This is a genomic window from Kitasatospora sp. NPDC057940 (assembly GCF_042887425.1).
Lineage (GTDB): Bacteria > Actinomycetota > Actinomycetes > Streptomycetales > Streptomycetaceae > Kitasatospora.
The window spans coordinates 252898-268845 of the sequence record NZ_JBHVPH010000004.1; the positions used below are offsets into that span (position 1 = coordinate 252898).

16 protein-coding genes and 1 tRNA gene are annotated in these 15948 nt (G+C 71.0%); 10 read left to right on the plus strand and 7 right to left on the minus strand.

Going from position 1 to position 15948, the window contains the following annotated elements; translation table 11 throughout:
• The first annotated feature begins 52 nt into the window (after window positions 1-52).
• Window positions 53-904: an alpha/beta fold hydrolase gene (locus tag ACFVTF_RS09465; protein WP_387811316.1), complete on the plus strand. Its 852-nt coding sequence runs from the start codon at window positions 53-55 to the stop codon at window positions 902-904.
• A gap of 63 nt (window positions 905-967) precedes the next feature.
• Here ACFVTF_RS09465 and ACFVTF_RS09470 read toward each other — a convergent pair whose 3' ends face one another.
• Window positions 968-1369 carry a hypothetical protein gene (locus tag ACFVTF_RS09470; RefSeq protein ID WP_387811319.1) on the minus strand — a complete coding sequence of 134 codons (402 nt, stop codon included), beginning with the start codon at window positions 1367-1369 and terminating at the stop codon, window positions 968-970.
• A gap of 157 nt (window positions 1370-1526) precedes the next feature.
• Between ACFVTF_RS09470 and ACFVTF_RS09475 the strand changes: the two genes are divergently transcribed.
• Complete coding sequence (locus tag ACFVTF_RS09475; protein WP_387811322.1) at window positions 1527-2036, plus strand: DUF6228 family protein; 510 nt, start codon at window positions 1527-1529, stop codon at window positions 2034-2036.
• Between the two features lie 91 nt (window positions 2037-2127).
• Here the strand turns inward: ACFVTF_RS09475 and ACFVTF_RS09480 are convergent, their stop codons facing one another.
• Complete coding sequence (locus ACFVTF_RS09480) at window positions 2128-2790, minus strand: O-methyltransferase (RefSeq protein WP_387811324.1); 663 nt, start codon at window positions 2788-2790, stop codon at window positions 2128-2130.
• A gap of 70 nt (window positions 2791-2860) precedes the next feature.
• Between ACFVTF_RS09480 and ACFVTF_RS09485 the strand changes: the two genes are divergently transcribed.
• On the plus strand, window positions 2861-3541 hold the full coding sequence (locus ACFVTF_RS09485; protein ID WP_387811327.1) for a TetR/AcrR family transcriptional regulator: 681 nt from the start codon (window positions 2861-2863) through the stop codon (window positions 3539-3541).
• 69 nt (window positions 3542-3610) lie between these two features.
• Here ACFVTF_RS09485 and ACFVTF_RS09490 read toward each other — a convergent pair whose 3' ends face one another.
• Entirely contained in the window at window positions 3611-4159 is a 549-nt protein-coding gene (locus ACFVTF_RS09490; RefSeq protein ID WP_387811683.1) for a GNAT family N-acetyltransferase, read from the minus strand.
• Window positions 4160-4355: 196 nt separating this feature from the next.
• On the minus strand, window positions 4356-7043 hold the full coding sequence (polA, locus tag ACFVTF_RS09495) for a DNA polymerase I (RefSeq protein WP_387811686.1): 2688 nt from the start codon (window positions 7041-7043) through the stop codon (window positions 4356-4358).
• Window positions 7044-7359: 316 nt separating this feature from the next.
• On the opposite strand from polA, the gene ACFVTF_RS09500 reads away from it, so the two are divergent.
• The 6 genes from ACFVTF_RS09500 to ACFVTF_RS09525 all read left to right on the plus strand — a co-directional run bounded on the left by ACFVTF_RS09500 (window position 7360) and on the right by ACFVTF_RS09525 (window position 14252).
• Window positions 7360-7824, plus strand: a complete 465-nt coding sequence (locus ACFVTF_RS09500) for a hotdog fold thioesterase (protein WP_363368771.1) — start codon at window positions 7360-7362, stop codon at window positions 7822-7824.
• Between the two features lie 591 nt (window positions 7825-8415).
• Complete coding sequence (locus ACFVTF_RS09505; RefSeq protein ID WP_371516572.1) at window positions 8416-9654, plus strand: branched-chain amino acid ABC transporter substrate-binding protein; 1239 nt, start codon at window positions 8416-8418, stop codon at window positions 9652-9654.
• 191 nt (window positions 9655-9845) lie between these two features.
• Window positions 9846-10775: a branched-chain amino acid ABC transporter permease gene (locus ACFVTF_RS09510; RefSeq protein WP_371516573.1), complete on the plus strand. Its 930-nt coding sequence runs from the start codon at window positions 9846-9848 to the stop codon at window positions 10773-10775.
• 5 nt (window positions 10776-10780) lie between these two features.
• Entirely contained in the window at window positions 10781-12709 is a 1929-nt protein-coding gene (locus ACFVTF_RS09515; protein ID WP_387811689.1) for a branched-chain amino acid ABC transporter permease, read from the plus strand.
• An 8-nt stretch (window positions 12710-12717) separates the two neighbouring features.
• Window positions 12718-13539 (plus strand): ABC transporter ATP-binding protein, encoded by an 822-nt coding sequence (locus ACFVTF_RS09520; protein WP_363588927.1) that lies wholly within the window; start codon window positions 12718-12720, stop codon window positions 13537-13539.
• Window positions 13536-14252 (plus strand): ABC transporter ATP-binding protein, encoded by a 717-nt coding sequence (locus tag ACFVTF_RS09525; RefSeq protein WP_387811331.1) that lies wholly within the window; start codon window positions 13536-13538, stop codon window positions 14250-14252. Before ACFVTF_RS09520 ends, ACFVTF_RS09525 begins: the two co-directional genes overlap by 4 nt.
• A gap of 66 nt (window positions 14253-14318) precedes the next feature.
• Here ACFVTF_RS09525 and ACFVTF_RS09530 read toward each other — a convergent pair whose 3' ends face one another.
• On the minus strand, window positions 14319-14975 hold the full coding sequence (locus ACFVTF_RS09530; protein ID WP_063347151.1) for an ANTAR domain-containing response regulator: 657 nt from the start codon (window positions 14973-14975) through the stop codon (window positions 14319-14321).
• Window positions 14976-15068: 93 nt separating this feature from the next.
• Between ACFVTF_RS09530 and ACFVTF_RS09535 the strand changes: the two genes are divergently transcribed.
• Window positions 15069-15151, plus strand: a tRNA-Leu gene (locus ACFVTF_RS09535).
• An 82-nt stretch (window positions 15152-15233) separates the two neighbouring features.
• Here ACFVTF_RS09535 and ACFVTF_RS09540 read toward each other — a convergent pair.
• Both ACFVTF_RS09540 and ACFVTF_RS09545 read right to left on the minus strand, forming a co-directional pair.
• On the minus strand, window positions 15234-15533 hold the full coding sequence (locus tag ACFVTF_RS09540) for a helix-turn-helix domain-containing protein (RefSeq protein WP_387811335.1): 300 nt from the start codon (window positions 15531-15533) through the stop codon (window positions 15234-15236).
• Window positions 15530-15889: a type II toxin-antitoxin system RelE/ParE family toxin gene (locus ACFVTF_RS09545; protein WP_387811338.1), complete on the minus strand. Its 360-nt coding sequence runs from the start codon at window positions 15887-15889 to the stop codon at window positions 15530-15532. Before ACFVTF_RS09545 ends, ACFVTF_RS09540 begins: the two co-directional genes overlap by 4 nt.
• Between the last annotated feature and the right edge of the window lie 59 nt (window positions 15890-15948).

A 15948-nucleotide genomic window follows, 5' to 3' on the forward strand; every position in this document is an offset into this window, starting at 1 on the left:
CCAACCCTGTGATGTGATCGTCCTGTTGACGTGCTACCAACAGGAGCTGACCATGTCCTCACCCCTGCCCACCCCCGTCCGTCTGGCCGTCGGCCGGCACACCTTCGACGGGCTCGCCGCCGGGCCCGCCGACGGGGAGCTCGTCCTGCTGCTGCACGGGTTCCCCGAGTTCGCCGACTGCTGGAGCGCCGAGCTGACCGCGCTGGCCGCGGCCGGCTACCACGCCGTGGCGGTGGACCAGCGCGGCTACTCCCCCGACGCCCGCCCCGCGGACATCGCGGACTACTCCGTCGAGCTGCTGGTCGCGGACGCGCTGGGCTTCGCCGACGCCCTGGACGCGCCGCGCTTCCACCTGGTCGCCCACGACTGGGGCGGCCTCGTCGCCTGGGCGTTGGCCTCCACCCACCCGGAGCGGCTGCACAGCCTGACCGTGCTCTCCACCCCGCACCCCGAAGCGCTCTACGAGGCCCTGAACAACGACAGCGACCAGCGCGAACGCTCCCAGTACATCAGGGAGTTCCGCCTGCCGGAGCACGTGGCCGAGCGGGCCATACTGGCCGACGACGCGGCCAGGCTGCGCGCGATCTACCGGGGCGCGCTGCCGACGGAGCAGGCCGAGTCCAACGTCCGACGCCTGACCGAGCCGGGCGTGCTGACGGCCGGGCTCAACTGGTACCGGGCGATCAACGAGGAACTCCGGGTGCCGGCCGGCGAGATCACCGTCCGCACGCTCTTCGTCTGGGGCACCGAGGACCGCGCCCTGGGCCGCGACGCCGCCGACCTGACGGCCAAGCACGTCAGCGCCCCGTACCGGTTCGTCGCACTGGAGGGCGCCACCCACTGGCTGCCGGAGGCCGACGCCGAGCGGATCGTGCCGCTGCTCCTGGAACACCTCGCGGGCTGACCCGGAGGTGTTCCCGGCGCGCCGCCCCACCGGCGCGCCGGCTTCGCCGAGCTCAGGCCGGTCTCAGCCCGCCCTCGACGCGTTCCGGGATCGCGCCCAGCTCTCCGCCTGCTCCGGGTCCCACAGGAAGCGGGCGCCGAACTCCTTCTCCTCGCCCGGTCCCGCCTCCGTCAACGCGCGCACCAGCGCCGGGCTGTAGACGGCATGGACCCGGAAGTTCACCAGGAACCGACTCTTGATCACGATCCGCACGTAGCGACGGCTGTTGCCCCGATGACGTCCGGCCACGATGACGCAGTCACCGCCGTCGCCCCAGGCCGGCGGCGCGATCCACACCTTCGCCCCCGGCGCGAAGTGCCGCAGCCCCTTGCGGATCTCCGCCCCGCCTTCGCCGTGAGCGGTCTCCTGGGCGACATTGGCCACGAGGCACACGCCCAGCGGCTCCGGTCCGGTTGCATCCGTCATGGCAGCCATGATCGCCTGGCGGGGCGCAGTGGCGCGCGTCCTTTTCCCGGGGCCGGCCCTGCGGGCCGCCGGCCGACGGCGACCGGCTCCGCCCACGCGATCGCACCGGGCCGAAATCACGATGACTTCCGGCACCGCGCCGTCTATCGTCCGGCGGATGAACGACCAGGACACCGACCCCGCCGACCCCACCGATCCCACCGACCCCACCGACTCGCCGGCCGTCGACGTCCGCTGCCGGAACGACCCGGCCACCCGGGTCAGGCTCACCGACCGCCACTTCCCGGACGAGCACGGCACCGGCTTCGCCGTGGAACTGCACGCCGAAGGCCTCCGGGCCCGGCTCGACTCGGTCACCGCCTGGGCCTGGGGCCCGGACCATCCGGCCGACTTCCTCGACGAGTTGGCCGCCGACTACCGGGGCTGGGAGGCGGAGCGCACCTGGCGCACCCACCGCCTCGCCCTGCGGGCCGTCTTCCGCCCGGGGGGCCATGTCGGCCTCACCTGGACCGTCCGGCCCCGGATCGGTCGGGACTCCCCCTGGGAGGCCTCGGTCACCACGTGGCTGGAGGCCGGGGAACAGCTGGCCGGTCTCGCCTCGGACGTCCGCCGGTTCCTCGACCCCGGCGACCCGACGGAGTCCCGTCCGTCCGGAGGTACCGCGTGACCGGTGTCCCACTGCCGGGTCCCGCCCCCACGAAGAAGGCGGTGCCCACACCTGATCACGACGTCACACGGGTCTAGCGGGCCTAGCGGGTCTAGAGGCGGCAGCTGATCTCCATTCCGTCCTCCACGGGGAACGTGACGCTCTGGTAGCCGTTGCGGGGGTCGCGGACGTAGTCGAGGTAGGGGGCGAGGGCCTCCAGGTCGACGTCGTCGGCGACGACGAGGGTGCCGGGCGCGAGGCGGGGTTCGAGGAGTCGCAGGACGGGCAGGCACAGGTCCTTCCAGCCGTCGAGGAGGACGAAGTCCGCGGAGCCGTCGATTGCGGCGAGGGTGTCGCGGGCGTCTCCTTCGAGGACGGTGATCAGGTCGTCCAGCCCCGTCTCGGCGAACGTCCGGCGGGCGGCCGCGGCCTTGACGGCGCTCAGTTCCGTACTGATGACCCGCCCCGTCCCGTTGTCGCGCACCGCGGCGGCGAGGTGGAGCGTGGAGATGCCGAAGGACGTGCCGAACTCGACGACGGTGGCGGGGCGGACGGCCCGGATCAGGTTGTAGAGGAGGCGGCCGCCCTGGGCGGAGATCGGCATGTAGACCTCGGCGTTGGCGTCGGCCCGCTCCTGCGGGCCGAGGGGCGCGGAGCCCTGGGGCCATGCCGCCCGGATCCGCCTGCTGGTCTCCTCGTCCTGCTCGGCATGCCGGAACATCCGGTCGAGGGCGGTGGCGACGCGGGGGTCTTCGAGGGTGTTGGTGGGTGTCATGGACCTAGACTAGACGCACCGTTGCGTTGCGTCTAGCGGTTCTGGCCTACCCTGGCCCCAGGAGGCAGACATGGAACGAGGAAGTACGGCCGCCGCGGCGGCCGGGTCGCAACCGGCGGCGCGCCACCACGGCAACCGGCACGGCCGCAGCGAACAGGCCCGGCAGGCGGTGCTGGAGGCGGCCGACGACCTCTTGGTCGAGAAGGGCTTCACCGGCGTCACCATCGAGGGCATCGCCGCCCGGGCGGGCGTCGCCAAGCAGACCGTCTACCGCTGGTGGAAGACCAAGACCGACATCCTCCTGGACGCCTTCCTCCAGGACGCGGCCGAAGCCCTGACCCCGCCGGACCACGGCAGCCTGGCCCCGGACCTGCGCGCCCACCTGCGCCAACTGGCCCTGTTCCTCACCCGGTCCGACGCGGGCGCCGTCTTCAAGGCCCTCATCGGGCACGCCCAGCACGATCCCGCGTTCGCCGCCGCCCTGCGGTCCGGGTACCTCGACGAACAGCGCCGACGCGACCGGCTCCCGCTGGAACGCGCGGTGGAACGCGGCCAGCTCGCCGCCGGACTCGACATGGCGGCGGAGATCGACCAACTCGTGGGGCCGCTCTACCACCGCGTCCTGGTGACGGCGGAACCCGTGGACCAGGCTTTCACCGACCGCCTCGTCGAGGCGTTCCTGCACCGCGCGAACGTAGCCGACGTGGCGGGCGTAGAGGACGTAGCCGACGTAGCGGACGCAGCGAAGTAGCCGACGCAGCCGAGACGGTGAGCAGCTGACTCCCGGGCCTCGGCGGGACCGCCGAGCAGGTGGCCGAGCTCAGTGCCGAGTGGTTGTTGCGGCGTACTGGTCCGACGACAACGCGAACACCCGCACTCGCCGGCCGCCGGCGGGACTGACGGTCTCACGGTCCAGCCGCATCCCCAGTTTGGTCATGATCCGTTCGGAGGCGTCGTTGCCCACCTGAGTGATGCTGACGGTCCGCTCCAGCCCTCGCTCCTCGAACGCGAACCGCACAGCGGCCGCAGCGGCCTCGGTGGCCAAGCCCTGCCCCCAGTGGGAGCGCCCCAGCCGCCAGCCGACCTCGACCGCCGGGAGTACCTCCGGCAGGAAGCCGGGGACGGAGAGGCCGGTGAACCCGGCCAGCTCACCGGTGGACCGGATCTCCACGGCGAACAGGCCGAAGCCCTGCGCCTCCCACTCGCTCTCCCAGGCCTGGATCCCGCTGCGGGTCTGATCCTCGTCACGGACGCTGCCGTCACGGATCCACCGCATGACCTCGGGGTCGGCATTGACGGCAGCCATGGGCGCGACGTCCTCCTCGCGCCAGCGACGCAGGATCAGACGCGGAGTCTCAAGCGTGACCATCAGATCATTCTGGACCGCCAAGCGGCTCCCCGCCATCCCCCGCTGCCCACCGCTGCCCACCGCTGCCCACCGCCGATCGTCGCGCCCGCCGCGCGACGGCCCGCGGAAACGTAGCGGCGGGCCCGGACACCAGCCGTGTCCGAGCCCGCCGAGAATCGCAACGCCGAACCGCAGCGCCGAGAACCGCGCCGCCGGATCAGTGCGCGGCGGCCTCCCAGTTGGCGCCGACGCCCACCGAGACGTCCAGCGGGGCGCGCAGCGGGTAGGCGCCGGCCATCTGCTCGCGGACGATCGCCTCGACCTGCTCGCGCTCGCCCGGCGTCAGCTCCAGCACGATTTCGTCGTGCACCTGGAGCAGCATCCGGGAGGTGAGGCCGGCGGCGCGCAGCGCCTCGTCCACCCGCAGCATGGCGATCTTGACGATGTCGGCGGCCGAGCCCTGGATCGGGGCGTTGAGGGCCATCCGCTCCGCCATCTCGCGGCGCTGGCGGTTGTCGCTGTTGAGGTCCGGCAGGTAGCGGCGGCGGCCGAGCAGCGTCTCGGTGTAGCCGGTGGCGCGGGCCTCGTCGACGACCCGGTGCAGGTAGTCGCGGACGCCGCCGAAGCGCTCGAAGTAGGTGTCCATCAGGCCCTGGGCCTCGCCGGGCTTGATGCCGAGCTGCTGCGAGAGCCCGTACGCGGACAGCCCGTAGGCGAGGCCGTAGGACATCGCCTTGATCTTGCGGCGCATCTCGGCGTCCACCGCGGTGCCCGGGACCTCGAAGACCTGGGAGGCGACGGTGGTGTGCAGGTCCTCGCCGGTGGCGAAGGCCTCCAACAGGGCCTCGTCCTCGGAGAGGTGGGCCATGATGCGCAGTTCGATCTGCGAGTAGTCGGCGGTGAGCAGCGACTCGTAGTCCTCGCCGACGACGAAGGCGCGGCGGATGGCGCGGCCCTCCTCGGTGCGGACGGGGATGTTCTGCAGGTTCGGGTCCTGCGAGGAGAGCCGGCCGGTGGCGGCGACCATCTGGTTGAAGGTGGTGTGGATGCGGCCCTTGGGCGAGACCGTCTTGAGCAGGCCCTCGACGGTGGTGCGCAGCTTGGCCTGGTCGCGGTGGCGCAGCAGGATGACGGGCAGTTCGTTGTCGGTCTGGGTGGCGAGCCAGGTGAGCGCGTCGGCGTCGGTGGTGTAGCCGGTCTTGATCTTCTTGGTCTTGGGGAGGGCGAGCTCGCCGAAGAGGATCTCCTGGAGCTGCTTGGGCGAGCCGAGGTTGAACTCGCGCCCGGCGGCGGCGTGCGCCTCCTCGACCACGCGCTGGATCTCGGTGGCGAACTGCGCCTCCAGGCTGGTGAGCCAGGGGCGGTCGGCGGCGATGCCGGTGCGCTCCATCCGGGCCAGCAGGGCGGCGATCGGCAGCTCCATGTCGCGCAGCAGCCCGGTGGCGCCGACCTCGGCGAGGCGGGTGTCGAAGAGCGCGGCGAGGTCGAGGACGGCGCGGGCCTGGAGCATGAGCGCCTGGGCGCCGGCCGCCGGGTCCTCCTCCGGGGCGTCGAAGGCGAGTTGGCCGTCCTCGGTGGCGGGGGCGGGGGTGAGCGAGCGGGCCAGGTACTCCTCGGCGAGCACCTCCAGGGTGAAGGTGCGGCGGCCGGGCTTCTCCAGGTAGGCGGCGAGGGCGGTGTCGGCGACGACGCCCTCGATGGCCCAGCCGCGCTCGGCGAAGGCCCGCATGACCTGCTTGGCGATGTGCAGGGCCTTGGGGGCGGCCGGGTCGGCGAGCCAGGCGGCGAAGGCCCGCTCGTCCTCCTCGGCGAGCTGCGCCGGGTCGAACCAGGCGGCGGACTCCCCTGCGGCCAGGGCGACTTCGGTGACCTCGCCGGTGCCGAGCGCCCACTGGTAGACGGCGGCGAGGGCGACCGGGGCCTTGGTGTCGGCGGCGTGCTCGCGCAGCCAGCCGGCCAGCGTGCCCGGGTCGGTGAGGAGTTCGCCGTCGACCTCGACGCCGGGGGCGAGTTCGGCCGCGGCCTCCTCCTCGCCGGCGGCCGGGTCGATGCCGTGGACACGGTCGCGGAAGTTGGCGTTGCGGAACTCCAGCGACTCCATCAGCGTGCCGACGGCGGCCTTGTCGAACGGGGCGCGAGCCAGGTCGCCGACGCCGAGCGGGAGTTCGACGTCGCGGACGAGCTCGGTGAGGACGCGGTTGCGCTTGACCGAGTCGAGGTGTTCGCGCAGCTTCTCGCCGATCTTGCCCTTCACCTCGTCGGCGCGGGAGACGAGTTCGTCGAAGGAGCCGAACTGGTTGACCCACTTGGCGGCGGTCTTCTCGCCGACGCCGGGGATGCCGGGCAGGTTGTCGGACGGGTCGCCGCGCAGGGCGGCGAGGTCCGGGTACTGGCGCGGGGTGACGCCGTACTTCTCGGCGACCTTCTCCGGGGTGTAGCGGGTGAGCTCGGAGACGCCCTTGGTCGGGTAGAGGACGGTGATGTGGTCGGTGACCAGCTGGAGGGAGTCGCGGTCGCCGGTGACGATGTCGACGTCGTAGCCGGCCGCCTCGGCGGCGGTGGCCAGGGTGGCGATGATGTCGTCGGCCTCGAAGCCCTCGGCCGTCAGCCGGGGGACGTTCATCGCGTCGAGCAGTTCGCCGATCAGGGGGACCTGGCTGCGGAACTCGTCCGGCGTCTTGGCGCGGTTGGCCTTGTAGTCGGGGAACTCGACGGAGCGGAAGGTCTGCCGGGAGAGGTCGAAGGCGACGGCGAGGTGGGTGGGCTGCTCGTCCCGGACGGTGTTGGCGAGCATCGAGGCGAAGCCGTAGACCGCGTTGGTGGGCTGGCCGGTGGAGGTGTTGAAGTTCTCCACGGGCAGGGCGTAGAAGGCCCGGTAGGCCATCGAGTGCCCGTCGAGCAGCATCAGCCGGGGCCGCGGGCCGGCCCCGCCGCCACCCGTCGCGCCCTTGTCCGTACTCTGCGTAGCCACGTCAACGTCCCGTTCCTGCCGATTCCACTACCGGCCACCGATCCTATGGCCCGGCACCGACAAAAGGGGCGCCGTGCCGGTCGGGCGCGGGGCGCGGGCGCCCGTCGACACGGCCCGACCCCGGACACGGCCCCGAACACGCCCCGACCCCGAACACGCCCCGACCCCGGACACGGCCGCTACCGCCGAGTAGGACGGTCGTACGATCACAGGCAGCACGATGACGATCCCCGAGCGGCAGGAGTTCCCCATGACCGACGCGGCCCCCGACGCGGCCCCCGTCCTGAAGGTCCCGCAGGACGTGCTGGACCACTTCGCCAAGCTCGGCGTCGACCCGCAGACCTTCTCCGGCGGCGCCCTCGGCGAGAAGCTCGGCATCCGGATCGTCGAGGCCTCCGGCGACCGGGTGGTCGGCACCATGCCGGTGGAGGGCAACCAGCAGCCGTACGGGCTGCTGCACGGCGGCGCGTCGGCGGCGCTGGCCGAGACGCTGGGCTCGATCGGCGCGATGCTGCACGCGGGCCCCGGCCGGTACGCGGTCGGGGTGGACCTCAACGCCACCCACCACCGCTCGGCCACCTCCGGGCTGGTCACCGGGGTGGCGACGGCGGTGTTCAAGGGCCGCACCGCCGCCACGTACGAGATCGCGATCACCGACGACACCGGCAAGCGGGTCACCAGCTGCCGGCTGACCTGCATGCTGCGCGACCTCTGACCCCGCGCCGGGGTCCTTCCCGGTGCCGACGGTTCATCAAATCCCTTGGCCGCCCCCTTGTTTGACCTTCCGCCCCCCTGGGCAGGCGTTGGTCTGGACAAGGGGGCGGCGGCATGTCCGGGCGCGGCCGACGCGGCAGCATGCCCGGAAACCGCGCAGGTAACGCTGTGTAACAAGTAGGAAATCCGAGCAATGGCCCGCTCCGAGGCCCGCAGGCGGCCCGGAGTTCCCTCGCCATGCCCTCGTTGTCCGAAATTCGGACGGGCATGACCGGAACAAGTGAATCGGACATGCGCGTCCGAATATCGACCAGGCCAGCTGCAACCCCCATTTCTGGCCCTTACATCGCCCCAACAGCCCCTAAACGCCCTACATCGGCGGATCGGTCGCGCCAAAACGACCACATGCTGAGACAAGTGCTCTGTGTGCTCATAACAAGAGAATCACAGCCTCGCCACACCACTGCCCGAGTCGCCCAGAGGCATCTAGAGTCACGGCCAGTCACCGCGCCAACGGATTGGGCCCGGCCCTCCGCGCATCCCGGCTCCCGCCAACTCAGGCGCGGCGCCTCCCGAACCGAAGGGGACCCTCGTGCGTCACCGTTCCGCAATTGTCGTGAGCATTGCCGTGATCGGCGCCCTGAGCCTCAGCGCGTGCGGCTCCCGCGACGACAAGAAGTCCGCCGACGGAGGCAGCGGCAACAGCGGCTCCGCCACCACCGTCACCATCGGCATCGACGCCCCGCTCACCGGCGACCTCTCCGCCATCGGCATCGGCATCCGCAACTCCGTCGACCTCGCGGTCAAGAAGGCCAACGAGCAGAACGAGGTCCCCGGCGTCAAGTTCCAGGTCAAGGCCCTGGACGACACCGCCAAGCCCGGCCCCGGCCAGCAGAACGCCACCCAGCTCGTCGCCGACAACAGCGTCCTCGGCGTCGTCGGCCCGCTCAACTCCAGCGTCGCCCAGTCGATGCAGCAGATCTTCAACGACGCCAACCTCGTCGAGATCTCCCCCGCCAACACCGGCGTCGCCCTCAGCCAGGGCGAGAAGTGGGTCACCGGCGAGAAGAAGCGCCCCTTCAAGACCTACTTCCGCACCGCCACCACCGACGCCGTCCAGGGCCCCTTCGCCGCCCAGTACCTCGCCAAGGACGCCAAGAAGTCCAAGGTCTTCCTCATCGACGACCAGAAGACCTACGGCGCCGGCCTCGCCGCCACCTTCAAGGCCGAATTCACCAAGCAGGGCGGCAGCATCGTCGGCGAGGAGCACGTCAACCCCGACGACCGCGACTTCTCCGCCATCGTCACCAAGGTCAAGACCTCCGGCGCCGAAGCCGTCTACTACGGCGGCGAGTACCCCGCCGCCGGCCCGCTCTCCCTCCAGCTCAAGGACGCCGGCGTCAACATCCCGCTGATGGGCGGCGACGGCATGCAGAGCGCCGACTTCATCAAGCTCAACCCCAAGAGCGCCGGCGACTTCGCCACCGCCGTCGGCGGCGCCGTCGAACAACTCCCCACCGCCGCCAAGTTCATCGCCGACTACAAGGCCGCCGGCTACAAGGACCCCTACGAGACCTACGGCGGCTACTCCTACGACAGCGGCTGGGCCATCATCCAGGCCGTCAAGGCCGTCGCCGCCGCCAACAACGGCAAGCTGCCCGCCAACCCGCGCGCCGCCGTCGTCGACGCCGTCCAGAAGGTCTCCTTCGACGGCGTCACCGGCAAGGTCTCCTTCGACGAGTTCGGCGACACCACCAACAAGCAACTCACCGTCTACACCGTCAAGGACGGCAAGTGGACCGTGGAGAAGACCGGCACCTTCAGCGGCTGAACCTCCAGCGGCCCGACCTCCAGCGGCTCAGCCCTCAGCGGCTGAACCCTCAGTGGCGGAACCTCAACCGCTGAACCGGCCGCACCACCTTCCAGCAGCACAGCGCGCGGGGGCGCCACGAGTGCCCCCGCGCGCCCCCACATCCACCACACCCACGCGGACACCCCCGAACGCACTACGGAGGCCCAGCGGTGCACGACCTACCGCAGCAGCTGGCCAACGGCCTGATCCTCGGCGCCCTCTACGGACTCGTCGCGATCGGCTACACGATGGTCTACGGCATCGTCCAGCTCATCAACTTCGCCCACGGCGAGATCGTCATGGTCGGCGGCTTCGGCGCCCTGACCGCCTACCTCGCCCTCCCCGGCGGCACCACCCTGTGGCTGGCCCTGCCGCTCATGCTGATCGCCGGCATCCTGGTCTCCACCCTCACCGCCGTCGCCGCCGAGCGCTTCGCCTACCGGCCCCTGCGCAACGCCCCCCGACTCGCACCCCTCATCACCGCGATCGGGCTGTCCATCTTCCTCCAGCAACTCGTCTTCTCCTTCTACCCCGACGCCAAGAAGGCCCGGGTCTTCCCCAAGATCCCCGGCGACCCCTTCAGCCTCGGCTCCGTCACCATCCAGCGCAGCGACCTCTTCCTGCTCGTCGCCGCCCCGCTGTGCATGCTCGCCCTCGGCTGGTTCGTCACCCGCACCCGCTCCGGCCGCGCCATGCAGGCCACCAGCCAGGACCCCGACACCGCCAAGCTCATGGGCATCGACACCGACCGCATCATCGTCATGGCCTTCGCCATCGGCGCCGCGTTCGCCGCCGTCGCCGCCGTCGCCTACGGACTGCGCAGCGGCCAGGTCGACTTCCGCATGGGCTTCATCCTCGGCCTCAAGGCCTTCACCGCCGCCGTCCTCGGCGGCATCGGCAACATCTACGGAGCCATGCTCGGCGGCATCGCCCTCGGCCTCGCCGAAAGCCTCGCCACCGGCTACATCCAGCACCTCCCCGGCATGCACCTCTTCGGAGGCGGCGCCTGGAAGGACGTCTGGGCCTTCGTACTCCTCATCCTCGTGCTCCTCGTCCGGCCCCAGGGCCTGCTCGGCGAGCGCGTCGCGGACAGGGCGTGACCACCATGACCACCACCACCGAAACCACCCCGGTCATCCCCCTGCCGGCCCGCGCCGCCACCGCCCTCACCGGCCTCGGCGCCCTCACCACCGCCGCCTCCGCCGCCCTCCCCTGGACCTGGACCTCCGACTTCCCCGGCGACCTCACCTACACCGGCTCCCCCGCCGGCCTCCAATGGCTCGCCCTCGCCGCCGGACTCCTCGTCCTCCTCCTGCTCCTCGCCACCCACGGCACCCCCGGCCTGCGCTGGGCCGCCCCCACCCGCAGCCACAACGCCGTCCTCTACGCCGCCACCGGCGCCCTCGCCGTCAGCGTCTTCTCCGTCGCCGCCATCGCCACCGAACTCGGCGGCCTCGCCAACCTCGAAGCCGGCGGCTGGATCCTCGCCGCCGGCGGCCTCCTCACCGTCCTCGGCGCCCTCGGCCTCCCCCTGGACCGCCGCACCCGCGTCCCGCTGCGCATCCTCGACAGGCGACTCTTCCTGCTCGTCCCCGTCGCCCCCGCCGGCTGGTTCGCCGCCCACGCCATCCCCGGCGACCAGGCCGTCGCCCCCGTGATGACCGCCCTCGCGGGCGCCCTCGCCATCGCCGCCGGCGTCGTCCTGCTCCTCCAGCTCGGCCACCTCGCGAACGCCTGGCTGCGCCTGGGCACCGTCGACCGGCCCCTGCCCGCGCCGCGCCAACTCCCCTCCTGGGCCGAAGTCCTGATCATCGTCCTGGCCTTCGGCCTCGGACTGTTCGCGATCACCTTCGGCATCGACACCGAGTACGGCGAACTCTTCATCGGCTACCTGCTGCTCGCCGCCCTCGTCGTCCCCGCCCTCACCCGGTCCGGCCTGCTCGCCCGGCTGCGCGCCCTGACCGTCAAGCACCGCCCCGTCACCACCGGCGCCGCCTTCGCCGCCGCCGCCAGCTTCCCCTTCACCCAGACGAGCGACCAGTACACCTCCGTCGCCACCAACATCCTGATCTTCGCCACCGTCGCCCTCGGCCTCAACATCGTCGTCGGCCTCGCCGGCCTGCTCGACCTCGGCTACGTCGCCTTCCTCGGCGTCGGCGCCTACGCCGCCGCCCTGGTCTCCGGCTCCCCCGCCTCCCCCATCCACGTCCAGTTCCCGTTCTGGGCCGCGATGCTCACCGGCGCCGCCGTCTCCATGGTCTTCGGCGTCCTCATCGGCGCCCCCACGCTGCGCCTGCGCGGCGACTACCTCGCCATCGTCACCCTCGGCTTCGGCGAGATCTTCCGCATCACCATGCTCAACCTCAACGGCACCACCGGCCCCAAGGTCACCAACGGCTCCAACGGCATCCCCCGGATCCCCGACCTGGAGATCCTCGGCTTCGACCTCGGCAAACCGCACACCGTCGCCGGCATCGAACTCGGCCGCTTCTCCAACTACTACCTGCTGATGCTCCTCGTCACCGCCCTGGTCGTGCTCGTCTTCGCCCGGGTCGGCAACTCCCGCATCGGCCGCGCCTGGGTCGCCATCCGCGAGGACGAGACCGCCGCCGAAGCCATGGGCATCAACGGCTTCCGCCTCAAGCTCCTCGCCTTCGCCCTCGGCGCCTGCCTCGCCGGCCTCGCCGGCACCGTCCAGGCCCACGTCAGCTACACCGTCACCCCCGACCAGTACACCTTCGCCGAGGCCCTCCCGCCCAACTCCGCGTTCCTGCTCGCCGCCGTCATCCTCGGCGGCATGGGCACCATCAGCGGGCCCCTCGCCGGCGCCACCCTCCTCTTCCTCATCCCCAAGAAGCTCGAATTCCTCTCCGACTACCAGCTGCTCGCCTTCGGCGCCGCCCTCATCATCCTGATGCGCGTCCGCCCCGAGGGCCTCATCCCCAACCGGCGCCGCCAACTGGAGTTCCACGAGGCCGCCATCCTGGCCCAGCCCGCCGGCGACGGCGCCGCACTCACCAAGGCAGGGGCGTGACCACCCAGATGACCACCACCGCCACACCCCTGCTCGAAGTCACCGGCGTCACCATGCGCTTCGGCGGCCTCACCGCCGTCAACGACGTCAGCCTCACCGTCGGCGAAGGCGAGATCATCGGCCTCATCGGCCCCAACGGCGCCGGCAAGACCACCTTCTTCAACTGCCTCACCGGCCTCTACGTCCCCACCGAGGGCGCCGTCCGCTACCGCGGCACCCTCCTGCCGCCCAAGCCCCACCTCGTCACCCAGGCCGGCATCGCCCGCACCTTCCAGAACATCCGGCTCTTCGCCAACATGACCGTCCTGGAGAACGTCCTCGTCGGCCGCCACACCCGCACCAAGGAAGGCATCTTCTCCGCCATCCTCCGCGGCCCCGGCTACCACCGCGCCGAGAACGAGAGCCGCGAGAAGGCCATGGAACTCCTCGCCTTCACCGGCCTCGCCGACAAGGCCGACCACCTCGCCCGCAACCTCCCCTACGGCGAACAGCGCAAGCTGGAGATCGCCCGCGCCCTCGCCTCCGACCCCGGCCTCCTGCTGCTCGACGAACCCACCGCCGGCATGAACCCCCAGGAGACCCGCGCCGCCGAGGAACTCGTCTTCGCCATCCGCGACCAGGGCGTCTCGATCCTCGTCATCGAGCACGACATGCGCTTCATCTTCAACCTCTGCGACCGCACCGCCGTCCTCGTCCAGGGCCAGAAGATCGTCGAAGGCGACCGCGAAACCGTCCAGAACGACGAACGCGTCATCACCGCCTACCTCGGCGCCCCGCTCGAAGGCACCACCCCCGCAGTCGCGGAGACCGTTACGGAGACCGACCAGTGACCGCACTCCTCGAGGTCGAGGACCTCCGCGTCGCCTACGGCAAGATCGAAGCCGTCAAGGGCATCAGCTTCACCGTCAACCAGGGCGAGGTCACCACCCTCATCGGCACCAACGGCGCCGGCAAGACCACCACCCTGCGCACCCTCTCCGGACTCCTCAAACCCACCGCCGGACGCATCTCCTTCGACGGCCAGGACCTCACCACCGTCCCCGCGCACAAGATCGTCGCCCTCGGCCTCGCCCACTCCCCCGAAGGCCGGCACATCTTCCCGCGCATGACCATCGAGGAGAACCTCCTCCTCGGCGCCTTCCTGCGCACCGACACCGCCGGCATCACCGCCGACGTCGACCGCGCCTACGACCTCTTCCCCATCCTCGGAGAACGCCGCCGCCAGGCCGCCGGCACCCTCTCCGGCGGCGAACAGCAGATGCTCGCCATGGGGCGGGCCCTGATGTCCCAGCCCAAACTGCTCATGCTCGACGAGCCGTCCATGGGCCTGTCGCCGCTGATGATGCAGAAGATCATGGCGACCATCATCGAGCTCAAGGCCGCCGGCACGACCATCCTGCTCGTCGAACAGAACGCCCAGGCCGCCCTCTCCCTCTCCGACCGCGGCTACGTCATGGAGACCGGCCGCATCGTCCTCTCCGGGACGGGCGCCGACCTCCTGCACGACGAGTCCGTCCGCAAGGCCTACCTCGGCGAGGACTGACACCTCCGCGCATCCACACGCGAAGGGCCCGGCGGACGAGATCCGCCGGGCCCTCCTCGCATCCGTCTACTCGGACGCGTCCTCGTCCGCCTTCTTGCGGTCCTGGGCCGCGCCCTCCTCGATGACCGCCTCGGCCACCGCGGCCATCGTCATCCGACGGTCCATCGACGTCTTCTGGATCCACCGGAACGCCGCCGGCTCGTTCAGCCCGAACTTCGTCTGCAGCACGCCCTTCGCCCGGTCCACCAGCTTCCGGGTCTCCAGCCGCTGGGTGAGATCCGCGATCTCCTCCTCCAGCGTCCGCATCTCGGTGTACCGCGACACCGCCATCTCGATCGCCGGCACCAGGTCCGCCTTGCTGAACGGCTTCACGATGTACGCCATCGCCCCGGCGTCCCGCGCCCGGTCCACCAGCTCCCGCTGCGAGAACGCCGTCAGCATCAGAACCGGCGCCAGGTGCTTCTCGTGGATCTGCTCGGCGGCGGAGAGCCCGTCCAGCACCGGCATCTTCACGTCGAAGATCGCGAGGTCCGGCCGAAGCTCCTCCACCAGCTTCACCGCCGTGGCCCCGTCCCCGGCCTCACCGACGACGGTGTACCCCTCCTCTTCGAGCATCTCCTTGAGGTCGAGGCGGATCAGCGCCTCGTCCTCGGCGATCACAATCCGGGTGATCTGGGGCGAATCGGTCTCAAGCGGCTGTGCCTGCTCGTCGGCGGTGCTCACGGGGCTCCTAGTTCCGGCGGGGTACTGCATGCACGAGGGTACCTAGCTGCGCCCGCCCGCACACAGCCGGTATGCTCTGTCGGGACTGGCCCCGCCGGGTTGGTGGAACGGCATACACGGATGTCTCAAACACATCTGCCCGAAAGGGCTTGCGGGTTCGAATCCCGCACCCGGCACCCTACGCAACGCCCTCATTCGTCGGGCTTCCACCACGGCGGACACTCTCGGAATCACCCGCATTCCGCCCTCGCGACCGGCTCAGCTCGCCCTCTCCAGCGGCTCCAACTCGACGGTGAGCCGCATGCCCAGCGCCGCCGCGAACCGTTCCAGCACCACGATGGTCGGCATCGTTCCGCCCGCCTCGAAGCGGGCCACGGCCGGCTGCTGCATACCGGTCGCCGCAGCCAGCTGGGCCTGGGTCATGCCGAGCACCTCGCGGCGCAGGCGGACGGTCTCCCCGAGTTCGAATCGGATCCGGGCCGCCTCGTAGGCAGCGCCGGCCCCCGGACGGTTCAGGATCTCCTCGCGCAGAGCACGCCAGGACGTGCGTTCGCTCATCTCACCCACTCCTCGTCCTCGTCAACGGTGTGCTGCTCGGCCACGCAGCGGCGCAGCGCCCGCCTTGCCCTGTCGACCTCGCCCGTCTCCCTCATCCGCGTCTTACGGAACACGGTCAGCAGGATGATTCTTCTACCGGATGCGATCCAGTAAGTGATGCGCATGTCCAGGTCGCCCAGGTGGAAACGCAGTTCCCGAAGCTTGCCGTCCAGCTGCCTGGTGTGCGGCTCCCCGAGCAGCGGGCCGCGGGTGGCGAGCAGATCGACGTAGAACGTCACCGTTTCCTGACCGTCCTGGCCCAGCCCGAGAATCCAGTCCCGGACCTCCGGCTCGAGTTCCACCTCTCCCCAAGTCATAACACAGATGTTATGGAGGTGCCAGGGACGCCTCGCTCGGATCCGAGGGCCGATGGGCG